The 13,313-nt window shown below is 29.4% G+C and carries 12 protein-coding genes and 1 riboswitch; of the genes, 7 read left to right on the forward strand and 5 right to left on the reverse strand.

Annotated elements, in window-relative coordinates; genetic code table 11:
- Window positions 1-67: 67 nt before the first annotated feature.
- The 5 genes from pcp to B2S02_RS15720 all read left to right on the forward strand — a co-directional run bounded on the left by pcp (window position 68) and on the right by B2S02_RS15720 (window position 4,209).
- Window positions 68-712: a pyroglutamyl-peptidase I gene (gene pcp, locus B2S02_RS15700; RefSeq protein ID WP_346849107.1), complete on the forward strand. Its 645-nt coding sequence runs from the start codon at window positions 68-70 to the stop codon at window positions 710-712.
- The gene (locus B2S02_RS15705) at window positions 712-1,149 is read left to right on the forward strand and encodes a gamma-glutamylcyclotransferase family protein (RefSeq protein ID WP_346849108.1); all 438 of its coding nucleotides are present in this window, start codon (window positions 712-714) and stop codon (window positions 1,147-1,149) included. Before pcp ends, B2S02_RS15705 begins: the two co-directional genes overlap by 1 nt.
- Before the next feature lie 137 nt (window positions 1,150-1,286).
- Window positions 1,287-1,487: a hypothetical protein gene (locus B2S02_RS15710; RefSeq protein ID WP_346849109.1), complete on the forward strand. Its 201-nt coding sequence runs from the start codon at window positions 1,287-1,289 to the stop codon at window positions 1,485-1,487.
- A 119-nt stretch (window positions 1,488-1,606) separates the two neighbouring features.
- Window positions 1,607-2,284, forward strand: coding sequence for a Crp/Fnr family transcriptional regulator (locus B2S02_RS15715; protein WP_346849110.1), 678 nt, complete (start codon window positions 1,607-1,609; stop codon window positions 2,282-2,284).
- A 221-nt stretch (window positions 2,285-2,505) separates the two neighbouring features.
- Window positions 2,506-4,209: a tetratricopeptide repeat-containing diguanylate cyclase gene (locus tag B2S02_RS15720; RefSeq protein ID WP_346849111.1), complete on the forward strand. Its 1,704-nt coding sequence runs from the start codon at window positions 2,506-2,508 to the stop codon at window positions 4,207-4,209.
- 153 nt (window positions 4,210-4,362) lie between these two features.
- On the opposite strand, the gene thiC is transcribed toward B2S02_RS15720, so the two are convergent.
- Window positions 4,363-5,676 (reverse strand): phosphomethylpyrimidine synthase ThiC, encoded by a 1,314-nt coding sequence (thiC, locus tag B2S02_RS15725; protein ID WP_346849112.1) that lies wholly within the window; start codon window positions 5,674-5,676, stop codon window positions 4,363-4,365.
- 198 nt (window positions 5,677-5,874) lie between these two features.
- Window positions 5,875-5,976: riboswitch (TPP riboswitch) on the reverse strand.
- 243 nt (window positions 5,977-6,219) lie between these two features.
- On the opposite strand from thiC, the gene B2S02_RS15730 reads away from it, so the two are divergent.
- Window positions 6,220-6,627: a hypothetical protein gene (locus tag B2S02_RS15730; protein ID WP_346849113.1), complete on the forward strand. Its 408-nt coding sequence runs from the start codon at window positions 6,220-6,222 to the stop codon at window positions 6,625-6,627.
- 77 nt (window positions 6,628-6,704) lie between these two features.
- Here B2S02_RS15730 and B2S02_RS15735 read toward each other — a convergent pair whose 3' ends face one another.
- The 4 genes from B2S02_RS15735 to B2S02_RS15750 all read right to left on the reverse strand — a co-directional run bounded on the left by B2S02_RS15735 (window position 6,705) and on the right by B2S02_RS15750 (window position 12,462).
- Entirely contained in the window at window positions 6,705-7,184 is a 480-nt protein-coding gene (locus tag B2S02_RS15735) for a threonine/serine exporter family protein (RefSeq protein ID WP_414632900.1), read from the reverse strand.
- 5 nt (window positions 7,185-7,189) lie between these two features.
- Entirely contained in the window at window positions 7,190-7,951 is a 762-nt protein-coding gene (locus tag B2S02_RS15740; RefSeq protein WP_346877982.1) for a threonine/serine exporter family protein, read from the reverse strand.
- Window positions 7,952-8,306: 355 nt separating this feature from the next.
- Window positions 8,307-10,208, reverse strand: a complete 1,902-nt coding sequence (locus B2S02_RS15745; RefSeq protein ID WP_346921008.1) for an ABC transporter ATP-binding protein — start codon at window positions 10,206-10,208, stop codon at window positions 8,307-8,309.
- Window positions 10,201-12,462, reverse strand: a complete 2,262-nt coding sequence (locus tag B2S02_RS15750; RefSeq protein WP_346849115.1) for an ABC transporter ATP-binding protein — start codon at window positions 12,460-12,462, stop codon at window positions 10,201-10,203. The genes B2S02_RS15745 and B2S02_RS15750 overlap by 8 nt, the downstream gene beginning before the upstream one ends.
- Window positions 12,463-12,803: 341 nt before the next feature.
- On the opposite strand from B2S02_RS15750, the gene B2S02_RS15755 reads away from it, so the two are divergent.
- The gene (locus B2S02_RS15755) at window positions 12,804-13,247 is read left to right on the forward strand and encodes a MarR family transcriptional regulator (protein WP_346878290.1); all 444 of its coding nucleotides are present in this window, start codon (window positions 12,804-12,806) and stop codon (window positions 13,245-13,247) included.
- The last annotated feature ends 66 nt before the right edge of the window (window positions 13,248-13,313 follow it).

The raw sequence follows: 13,313 nt of genomic DNA on the forward strand, positions 1-13,313 counted from the left end.
AAGCTTATATAAGATATAACTAAAGGAGGTGAATTTTAATGAAGCTAATGCTTCATTAAATATATATATGAAAGTTTTAATAAGTGGTTTTGATCCCTTTGGAGGAGAACCTATAAATCCAGCTCTTGAAGCAGTAAAATTACTTCCTAATAATATTGCTGGCGTAGAAGTTATAAAGGTAGAAATTCCTACTGTCTTTAATAAATCAATAGAGGCCCTTGAAAGCTCTATCAAAAATCATAACCCAGATGCAGTTATTTGCATCGGACAAGCAGGTGGTAGATTTGCAGTTATGCCGGAGAGAGTTGCTATTAATATAGATGATGCTAGAATTAAAGATAACGAAGGAAATCAACCAATAGATATAAAAATTAAAGAAGATGGAGAAAATGCTTATTTCTCTAACTTACCTATAAAAGCAATGGTTAAAAACATGGTAGATAATGGCTATCCTTCTGCAATTTCTAATACTGCTGGAACATTTGTTTGTAACCATATAATGTATGGATTACTTTATCTTATCGATAAAAAGTACTCTCATATGAAAGGTGGATTTATTCACGTTCCATATATACCAAATCAAGTGGTTACAAAGCCAAATACACCTTATATGAATCTTCAAGATATTTCAAAATGTCTTGAGCTTTGTATAGAAGCCCTAGTTAATAATGGAAATGAAGACATTAAAACTATAGGAGGTACAATCTGCTAATGACATACCCAACAGAAGAAAAAAAAGTATTTGTATATGGAAGCTTAAGAGAAGGTTTCTTTAACTATGATAAATACTTAAAAAGTAAAGTATCTCCAGCTTCTCTAGGCGAAGTAAGGGGAAAGCTTTTCCATCTTCCTCACAAGGGATACCCTGCTTTACTAGATGGAGAAGATACTGTTATTGGAGAAATTATGGCACTAAAAGATTTTTATGAAGATATAGTTTCCTTAGATCAAATGGAAGGATTCAGATCCTTTGAAGATATATCAATCAATGAATATATAAGAACTACTATAAATGTCAAAAATCTTGAAACAAAGGCTATTGAAAATTGTTATGTATATAAATACGTAGATGGCAATGATAAAAACTTTAATTCCCATGCAATCTATATTCATCATGGAGACTGGAAAAAGTATATGAATAGCCTATAATAATACAAGTAGAAAAATCTATCATTTATTTGATAGATTTTTTATTGCAATAAACTAAAATTATATTTAAATTTATTGACATCTCTATTTCTATTGCATAATATATAAAATAATAATTATTTTCTTAAGGTGAATTTATGTCTTATAATCTAAACCCCGAAGAATTAGTTGTAGCAGCTGCTATTCTCTCTATATATATAGCTAAAAATAGAACTTCTGATGAAATTAATCTATTAGGAAATCTTTTTCAAGCTATAGGTACAAACCTATCAACTATTGCTACTGTTACTCCACAAAATGAATCTACTATTAATAACAAAAATAATACTAATGAATAAAATTTAGTTTAAAAATAATTCCTATAATATGAGGAATTATATTATACTATAGACGTTTTTTAAGATTTAACATAAACATTACTTATTACTCTATTAAATTGAAAAGGATGATTTAATATATGTATGAAGAATACTTTAAACATATTCCACAAGAAAAAATGAGAACCTTTTTTCTTGAAGAACTTGCTCCTTTAGGAATTATAAAACATTATAAAAAAAATGAGCATATAGATTACTTTCCTGGGGGTAAACTCTCAATAGTTACTGAAGGAAAAGTGAAGGTTTGTATCTATACTAAAAATGGTCTTGAAAAAATTTTATTTTTTTTAATACCAGGAGAAATATATGGGGAGGAAAGTTTATTTCATCACTCTCATATAGGCATTACTCCAGTTACATTAGAAGATACTTCAATCTCATTTATTGATTATGAAACTTTATATAATTATTTAAATGATAAACCTAAAAATTATGAGTATTTTCTTCAAAGTATATTAAGAAAATATCAAATTTCTTTATTTCAGATGGGAGACCTTTTAAAGAGATCACCACGAGCTCAAATTTGCTCTGCTCTTTGTAGAATTGTTGCTCAAACTATAAATAATTATTCTAAATGTAATGATCCAATTGAACTAAGTCTCCCGCTTACCCATGAAGGATTAGGAAATTTAATCGGCTGCTCTAGAGTTACCGTTACTAGAGTTCTTAATGAGTTAAAATCCCAAGGAATATTAGCAAGCACATCTAAAAAAATAGTTATTCTAGATTTTGAAAGATTAAAAAAATATTGTGACTAATAACAAGTAAATTAAATGTAACATATAATTACTTATTTAGACTTATATTACTTAAATTCTCTAAGTAATTTTTATGTAACATATAATTTTTTATTATTTTTCATCTAATTTTATGTTATTATATTATTGTAACCGCAAGGTTAAAAATTCATTGGTTAATCAGTTATAAGTTTAAATTCAAATTATAATTAAACTATTCTAAGAAAAGTAGGTTGTTTAGTATGGATAATAACTCAAAAGAACTTTTTAAACTTATTGATGATGGAAACACTATTGTACATAGCGATCCTAGAAAAGCTTATGAAATAACAAAAGAAGCATTAAAATTAGCTGAAGCGTTTAATAATAAATCTGCAATGGGCTATTGCTTTATTAATTTTGCTTTAATTTACAGATCACTATCAAATCTTGCCAACTGGGTAGAATATGGTCATCATGCTCTAGATATATTTATGGAATTAAATGAAGAGGAAGGCATTGTTGTAGCTTTAAATCTTTTAAGTTGCGCATATTTTCACGTTGGACTTTATGAGGATTCTTTAATAAATTGTCTTAGAGTTCTAGATTTGTGTATTGATGATAAACATAGCTTTATTCACACCTGTTCCCTTAATAATATGGCAGAGATTCACAGGATAACTACCCAATATAATAAAGCCTTGAAATATTATGAGAAAGCTTTAGCTAAAGCTAAAAAATTTAATTATACTTCACTATCTGCATCTATTTTATTTAATATAGGACAAGTTCTTCTAGAGAAGAATAATTACCATAAAGCTTTAAAAATATTTTTTGAAAGCTATGATATAGCTATTGAATTTAATAACTTTATACTCCTAGGTGAAATAGAAAATAATATTGGTTTCATTCACTTTAAAAATAAAGAGTTTGATAAAGCCATGGAATACTATAATAAATCCTTAGAACACTTAGAAACCATTAGTAACAAATTTTATATCATAGATTTATACTTTAACATTGGTTTTTTAAAGCTTTCCACTTCTTCTGGTGATGCTATAGAATATTTAAATAAAGCTATACATTGTGCTGAGGAACTTAATTCCAAACATAAGCTTAGTAAAATACATTTGCAGCTTTCTAAATACTACGAATCATTAGGAGATTTTAAAACAGCCTTAGAATATTACAGGCAGTACCACCTTTCAGAAGAAGAAGTTTCTTCATCTACTATGAAATCTAAACTAGAAATTATAAGAATTCAATGTAATCATGCTATAGAAGCTGAAGAATTAGAACAAATTAAAATAATAAATCAAAAACTAGAAATGGAAATAGAATCCCAAAATAAAAGGCTACAATATATGAAAAATGAGAATAAGAATTTACGATTTAAAGCATTGAAAGATTCTCTTACTAAAATTTCAAATAGACATGCCATTGACCAAATGTTTAGTAGACTATGGAAATATTCTAAACTCAATAAAAATAATATGGTTTTATTTATGATAGATGTGGATAACTTTAAATTATATAATGATTATTGGGGTCATATGCATGGTGATAAATGTCTTGCTAGTATTGCTCAATGTTTAAAAGACATTTCTACCTCCCGTCACGATTTTTGTGGTAGATACGGTGGAGAAGAATTTATATATCTTGCTGAGGATTTAACCTATGATGAAGCTATTTACCTAGGTAATCTAATAAGTTGTAAAGTTAAGGACTTAAAAATAAAATCTACTCATGATAATGAGAGTTCTGTAATTACTGTTAGTATTGGTGGGGTCTATGGAAACCTTTCCTCTCTTAGATCAACTGACTATATGATTGAAATTGCAGACAAACAATTATATATCTCTAAAGAATCTGGAAGAGATAAAGTTACGTTAATAAACACCTTAGAAGATGAACTAATGCTAAATTCAATAAATTCAGTGAACTTAGCAACTGCAGATATATATTAATAATTTAAACTTTAAAACAGTTATTCCTTTATTATTAATTATATTATTCAAGTTATTAAACATAAAAGTATAATAAAGAAGGACACTCTTAAAATTACTAAGCTTAAACTACCAATAAAAGCTTAATTTTTAATAGTGTCCTTTTATTAATTATTAATCATCTTCTCTTAAAAGGTTAATATCTTTTCCACTAAGAATCTTGTTCATATTTCTCATAGAACACATTTTACCACACATAGTGCAACTATCTTCATGATGAGGTGTAGATTCTTTTCTATATTTTCTTGGCTTTTCTTCATCTAAAGCTAAGGTAAACATCTTCTCCCAATCAAGTTCCTGTCTTGCCTTACTCATTTCATTATCCCACTGCGATGCACCTTTAATTCCTTTAGCAATATCCGCTGCATGAGCTGCAATTTTTACTGCTACTATACCTTCCTTCATATCATCTAGGTTTGGAAGTCTTAAATGTTCTGCTGGAGTTACATAACATAAAAAGTCTGCTCCATAACTTGCTGCAATAGCTCCACCAATGGCAGAAGTTATATGATCATAACCTGGAGCTACATCCGTAACTAAAGGTCCTAAAACATAAAATGGTGCTCCGTGACAAAGTCTTTTTTGAAGTAACATATTAGCTTCTATTTCATTTATAGCCATGTGCCCTGGACCTTCAATTATAACTTGTACATTTCTCTCCCAAGCTCTTTTTGTAAGCTCACCTAATACCATAAGCTCCTTAATTTGTGAAGCATCTGTGGCATCAGCTATCGAACCTGGTCTACATGCGTCTCCTAAACTTAAAGTTAAATCATATTTTTCACATATATCTAATAATCTATCAAAATACTCATAGAATGGATTTTCTCTCTGATTTAATTCCATCCAAGCAAACAAAAGAGATCCTCCCCTTGAAACTATATTAGTAATCCTCTTATTTCTTTTAAAAGTATTTATAGTTTCCCTGTTTAGTCCTGCATGGATAGTTACAAAATCTACTCCATCCTGTGCATGCTTTTCTACTACTTTAAAGAATTCATCTACAGAGATATCCTTTAGTTCCTTATCATAAAAGCCAACTACATCATACATTGGTACTGTTCCAATCATCGCTGTAGACATTTCTACTAACTTTTCTCTGAACTTTGCAGTTTTTCCATAATTAGAAAGGTCCATAATAGCCTCTGCTTTCATATCTAAAGCAACTTTTACCTTTTCCATTTCTTTATCTATATCATCACAATCTTTGGATATACCTAAATTTACATTTATTTTAGTTTTGAGACCTTGTCCTACTCCCTGTGGTACAAGGGATTTATGATTTTTATTAGCAGGTATAGCTACCTTCCCTTCCGCTACTAAAGCCCTTAACTCTTGAATATCCATATTCTCTGACTTAGCTACAATCTCCATCTCTCTTGTTACAATGCCCTTCCTAGCGGCATCCATTTGTGTTGTAAAATTCATACTTTCTTCCTCCCTACGTACAATAATTATTTAATTTAATAATTTAGCGCCTTTCTTTAGGAGAAAATAATTGCTTACATATTTTTTTACAAACCTTTATTAATTCTTATCTAAAAAAATAAAGGCTTACACAAGGTAAGCCTTTAGATGAATTCATAAAATAAATATTTATAAACATTTTTATAAATAAGCTATTATTAAAATCTTTTAAAGCTTTCCTTCGATGGCATTATCCACATCAGGTTCAAGGGTTAAAGCAATTATTGCTTCTCTCAGCATTAGGCACCCCTAGCTAAATAATTATTAAATTAACTTCATTATAACATAAAAACTATAATTTTCAAATTTACTTTTAATTTATTATTATCCACATTTTTAATGGAAAATTTTTAATAACATATTTTTTCTTTCTAAGGATAAACTAAAGTCGAGTTTTCTTAAACCTTTTATTTTTCAATAGCTTATCCTTATTCTTGTTGTTCTCATCAAATATACTCATACTTAAGAATTTAAGTAAATACTTTAAAAGGACGGTGTATTACAATGAAAAAATCTTTAATTATGCTAACATTAGTTGGTGCCATCATGACTTCTTCTACTGTAGCCTTTGGATATGATAATATATCAATGGATTCTAATAGTGAAAAAATGACTACTATAGAGACTCCATCAGAAAAATCTAAGGATGAAAAACCCACTGAGGAAAAGAAACCAACTATGATTGAGGAAGAAGAAAAGACAAAAAAACCTGATGAAAAGAAGCAAACTATAAGTGAGTCTAAGCCTGAGAATGAAAAAGCTCCTAAAGAAGATGAAAAGAAACCAACTCTAAACGAAACTGATGAGAAAAAACAAAATACAAAGACTCCTGGAAAACATATGAGAAAACCAGAGTGTGATAATAAGTGTAACCCTGAAAATAACAAGGAAAACGAAAAGAAGGCTCAATAATTAAGTATAAATTTAAACTTAATTTAAATATAGGCTATGTTTTAACAACAGTTTAAAACATAGCCTAATATTTTATTTTATGCTGTTTTCTTTGTTTCTATATCTCTTTGAATTTTGCTAAAAAATTTATAAGTAGTTGAAGATAACATCATTCCAAAGGCAATAGCTCCACCTACTATAATAGTTTTCATTGCACTGCTATAAGCAAGGTCATAATTTTGAGCTACTATATATAATACTGTGTTATAGGCCATAACTCCTGGTACTAACGGGAATATTCCTGGTATTGAAAACTGCATACTTGGAGCCTTTAACCTTCTTGCCATTACTTCACTATAAACTCCTACTACAAATGCCCCCATGAAAGTAGCAATAATTACACTTCCTCCATAGTTGAACACTATTAAATAGCTTAACCATGCAAGAGTTCCTGAAATCCCAGCCCAAGCTAATTTTTTTCTATCTATATTAAATAATATGGCAGGAAATACACTTCCAAAAAACGCTAAAACAATTTGTCTAATCATAACATAGCCTCTACTTTCATCTAAATATATTATATCTAAAAGATTCCTAGAAAATTTCTAAAGGCTAATGCAGTACCAATTCCTGAACCAATTGCTGTAATTATTAAAACAGCCTCACCCACCTTTGAAATTCCTGATGTAAAATCACCATAAATTATATCTTTTATTCCATTAGTAAGGGCTACACCAGGTAATAGTACCATGATAGACCCTAGTATAATCTTGTCCTTGTTCACTATAGTTATAATATTTTCAAATAAAATACTTATACTAGCTATAAGAAATCCTGAGAAAAAGAAGATAAAGAACTGAAAAAATCCTACATTGGATACCTTATCTACCATATAATATATTATCATACCAATAATTGTAGATATAAAGGCTGCAAAAATTGTTCCGTTGAAAAATAATGAATAAATAAAACAAGTCATCCCACCAGCTAACACTCTAATAGGTAATTTAAAAGTAGGCGTTTTTCTTATATCTTCTAGTCTTTCCATTGCTTCCTCATAGGAAATCTTCTCTGACTCGATGCTTCGAGAAAAACTATTTACTAGCTCTATGCTATATAAATCAACACTCTTGCTTCTAACCTTTTTTAGTGATGTAACCTTTTCTTGATCCTCATCTAAAATAGATATAAAAATTCCTTTTCCTGTAGTTATGCATTCACTTTTATAATTATATGCTTTACATATCCTTTCAATAGTTTCCTCTACTCTATAGGATTCTGATCCATTACTAATAAGTAGTTCACCTGCTGAAAGAGCTATATCTAAAACCTGTTTTGCCTTCATGATAAATCTCCTTCTAATATTCCATATATTTAATAAACATGAATTTTATTCAGTTTACTATAATTATTTTTTAGCATATTTAATATTACACATTTATTAATGGTAATTATATCATCTTTTTCATATTTGTCTATTAATTATTTATATATTAAATGAACTTATATTTATTATATATTTAATTAATTACTTTATTATTATTTCCTAAATACTAGGTTATACTTATCTCTAAAATAAAAAGAACTAACTCAAATTAATTTACTTAATTTAAGCTAGTTCTTAAAAACTATGTCAATAAACTTCAGATGGAATAAACTCTATCCTAGTTAAAAAACTCTATTTACTTTTTATTTAGTTATTAAACTACATCTTCTTTAATGTCTTCAAATTGACTATTATATAAGTTTGCATAGAAGCCATTGGCTGCAAGTAACTCATTATGATTTCCTTGTTCTACTATATCTCCATCTTTCATTACAAGGATTAAATCTGCATCCCTTATAGTAGATAATCTATGAGCAATTACAAAACTAGTTCTACCCTTCATCAAATTATCCATTGCCTTTTGTATTAAAACCTCAGTACGAGTATCTACAGAACTAGTGGCTTCATCTAAAATTAGAATCTTAGGATCTGCAAGAATTGCACGAGCTATAGTAAGTAATTGCTTTTGACCTGCAGACACGTTATTAGCTTCTTCATTTAAAATCATATCATATCCATCAGGTAAAGTTTTTACAAAGTGATCCACATTGGCAGCCTTAGCTGCAGCAATAACTTCTTCATCATTGGCATTTAATCTACCATATCTGATATTTTCCTTAATAGAGCCATTAAATAACCAAGTATCTTGAAGTACCATACCAAATATACTACGTAAATCTTGACGGTTGAAATCTTGAATATTATGACCATCTATTAAGATAGCTCCACTATTCACATCGTAAAATCTCATAAGCAATTTAACCATGGTAGTTTTTCCTGCTCCAGTAGGTCCAACTATAGCAACCTTCTGTCCTGGTTTTACATGTGCTGAAAAATCATTGATAATAATCTTATCTTCTTTATACCCAAAGTGAACATTTTCAAAGTTTACTTCACCTTGAATTTCTTCTCCCTCATCTTCTGACAATAACAGATTTTTTATTTTAATAGGGTTTTCTGCAAATTGCACTTCCTCTTCTTCTGCTAAGAATTCAAAAACTCTTTCTGCAGCCGCTGCTGTAGATTGCATTAGATTTGCTATCTGAGCTGACTGAGCTATTGGTTGATTAAAAGATCTTACATATTGAATGAAGGATTGAATATCTCCAACTTCAATAGTTTTCTTAATAGCCAGCCATCCACCTAAAATAGATACTACTACATAGCCTATGTTTCCTACAAAGGTCATAATAGGCATCATCATTCCAGATAAAAATTGAGACTTCCAAGCCGAGTCGTATAATTTATCATTTAACTTATTAAATTCTCTAATTGCCTCTTCTTCTCCATTAAAGGCCTTAACTATATTATGACCTCCATAAACCTCTTCTACTTGACCATTAACATTTCCTAAATATTTCTGTTGATTTCTAAAGTGTTTTTGAGATTTCTTAACTACTACCGATATTAAAAACATAGATATTGGCAATATAAGGAGAGTTGCCCCTGTCATGATACCACTTATTGAAATCATCATTATTAGTACTCCAATTAATGTAGTAATTGAAGTTATAACTTGAGTCATACTTTGGTTTAAGTTTTGACTTACGGTATCTACATCATTTGTTATCCTAGATAAAACTTCACCATGAGTCTTATTATCAAAATATTTAAGAGGCATTCTATTAATTTTTTCAGAAATCTCTTTTCTAAGATTATATGAAACCTTTTGAGTAACTCCTGACATTATAAAACCTTGTACAAAAGAGAATAATGTACTAATTATATATAAAATCAAAAGTAATAATAAAATTCTTCCTATATATTCAAAGTCTATGCCTACTCCTGAACCTGTTATCTTACCTACAAGTCCCTTAAAAATGTTAGTGGTAGCTTTACCTAAAACCTTAGGTCCAATTATAGAAAAAGCAGCACTTCCAACGGCAAATATTATAACAATTATTATGGATGCAGTAAAAGGTTTAAGATAACTAATAAGCTTTTGCATGGTGCCCTTAAAGTTTTTAGCTTTTTCTCCAGGACCTCCCATTGGTCCACGTCCCATAGGTCCTCCACCACCCATAGGCCCTTTTTTCATATTTTGCTCCTTACTCATTAGCTAACTCCTCCTTTGAAAGTTGAGATAGTGCTATTTGTTTATACACATCACAAGTTTTCATTAACTCATTGTGAGTTCCAATACCTGCAATTCTACCTTCCTCTAAAACTATTATCTGCTCTGCATGTAGAATCGTACTTATTCTTTGAGCTACAATTAGAACTGTACTATTTAATGTTTCTTTTTTAAGGGCTTTTCGTAATGCCGCATCAGTCTTAAAATCTAAAGCTGAGAAACTATCATCAAAAATATATACCTCTGGTTTTTTAGCAATAGCTCTTGCAATAGAAAGTCTTTGTTTTTGGCCCCCTGAAACATTAGTACCCCCTTGAGATATTTCAGTATTATAACTCTCCTTAGTACCTTTAATAAAGTCAGTGGCTTGTGCAATCTCTGCAGCCTTTATCATATTTTCGTCTGTAATACTTTTACCTGAATATTTTAAGTTACTTTCAATGGTACCAGAGAATAGCACTCCTTTTTGAGGTACATAACCTATCTTTTCTCTTAAATCATGTTGACTTACTTTTCTAATGTCAATTCCATCTAAAAGTATTTCTCCCTCAGTCACATCATAAAATCTCGGTACAAGATTAATAAGGGTGGATTTACCGCTTCCTGTACTACCAATAAATGCGGTAGTCTCTCCAGGCATAGCAGTAAAAGTTATATTACTTAGAACATTTTCTTCAGCATTTGGATACTTAAAGGAAACATTATTAAATTTAAGAAATCCCTTTTTATCTTCTTCAAGTTTTATTGGAGCTACAGGATCCTTAACTACATATTCAGTGGATAATACTTCATCTATACGCCCAGCTGAAACTGTAGCACGAGGTAACATCACTGAAACCATAGATATCATTAAGAATGCCATTATAATTTGCATTGTATATTGAATAAATGCCATCATATCTCCAACTTGCATGGTTCCTGCATCAATGCTATGTGATCCATTCCATACTATTAAAATAGTAATTCCATTCATAATCAACATCATAGTTGGCATCATTAAAGCCATAGTTCTATTGACAAATAAATTATTCTTGGTTAAATCATTATTTGCTTTATCGAATCTTTTTTCTTCATGTCTTTCTGTACTAAATGCACGAATTACCATCATACCAGTCAAAATTTCTCTAGTTACAAGGTTAATCCTATCAACTAGTTTCTGAACCCTCTTGAATCTTGGCATAACTACTGTAAATAAAACAATTACTACTGCTGAAATAGCAACTACTGCAACAACAATAATCCAAGCCATTGAAGTTTCTGTATTTAAAACCTTTATTACTCCACCAATTCCTAAGATTGGTGCATAGAATACTACTCTTAGAAGCATTACCATAAGCATTTGAATTTGCTGAATATCGTTGGTACTACGAGTTATAAGTGACGCAGTAGAAAATTTATCTAATTCTGCATTAGAAAAACCTATAACTTTAGAAAATACTTTACTTCTAAGGTTTTTACCAAGGTTTGCTGCCACTCTAGCCCCAATAAATCCAACAGTTACTGTAGCAGCCATACTTAGTAGGGCTATAAGTATCATTAATCCTCCTGTATAAAGAAGATAGTTAGTTTGCATTTTGTCTATATTCAAACCAATATTATTATACTCATTTTTTACATAACTAATAGCTGCTTGGTCTATCATAGTATTAGGTAAGTTCTCAAAATTTTTATCTATATCTTTCATCATAGTATCTCGCTGTTCCTGCGGTAACTGTGACATCACTTCCAATATATCTGCATTTTCATCTATACCCATATTAGGAGGAAACTCCGCTATAATTGCTGCTTTCATGGCCTTACTTTCTTCACTGTCACTTTCAAAGCCTTGCACTACTAACATTGGCCTTGCAAATATTCCATTTAACTTTTCAATGGTTTCTTTATCCTTTTTCTTAGTTGTAAGCTTATATACACCTTCATTTTCTAAAGAAGGATACTTCTTCACATATTTATTGTATTCTTCATCACTAAGAGAATCTTTATCTAACAAAGTATAATTACTCTTAATTTCTATTCTATCCTCTTCACTAATAAATAGTTCTAACTTTTCTAATTGACTCTTTCTAATTACTTCTGGTGTAACTTTTTCTACTCCCCCCTGCTGAATTCCAACATTTACTATATTAGAAGTATAGTCAGGTAAAGAAAGGTCACAGACTGCTTGAACAATTAGTAATCCAATTATGATGATAATTGGCACCACTGAGTTCTTTAAATATTTAATTAACTTGAACATATTCCTCCACTCCCTCTTACAATAATGAATCACTAAGAAATAAACTAAAAACAAAATACTTTATTACCTATGCTATATGAACATAGATAACAATAGTATTTACAATTTATCAGTTTATTTGCAATTTAAAAAAAATTTATTTATAATAATCTTATAAAATACTTATTAATTTATATAAATTATGATATTATATTATTTATAAGTATATAACAGTTATAAACATATATTAATTATAGTTTTATAACTATTATAAGTCAATAACTATTTTATTGTGGATTTTTTAATTTTTAATTAACGATTTTAATATAGAAATTCAATACTGCAGCCAAAGGAGAATTATTATGGATGAAAAAAATTTAACTAAACTATCTGAGGACTTTTTCCTTCTTATGATGCTACTTCATAAAAAGATTATAAAATTAGAAGACTTTATGAAAAATACAGTTGTGCCACCATCTCATGTAAAAGTGGTTTTTTACCTAGCTCAAAATGGACCTTCATCGGTGTCTAGTATAGCCCGAGACCTTTGTATATCTAAACCCAATATGACCCCAATAATAGATAAACTCCTTGAGTGTGGTTATGTTAATAGATATGAAGATCCAAAAGATAGAAGAGTTATTAGAATTGAAATAACAGAAAAAGCCAATGAAGTCTTTAAAATCAAAAAGGATTTAATGAAAAGCTTTCTTAAGGAAAAGTTATCTGTGCTACCAGATGAAGATTTAATTTCTCTTAATGGTGCAATATCCGAATTTAAAAGAGTTATGTCTAAAATAAATTAAAATAAAAGGTATAAAGCTATCATAAAACTAGCTTTATACCTTATTAATACTATAAAATTTTATACT

It is taken from the genome of Clostridium sp. UBA7339 (assembly GCF_002470865.1).
In the GTDB taxonomy this organism is placed as follows: domain Bacteria; phylum Bacillota; class Clostridia; order Clostridiales; family Clostridiaceae; genus Clostridium_J; species Clostridium_J sulfidigenes.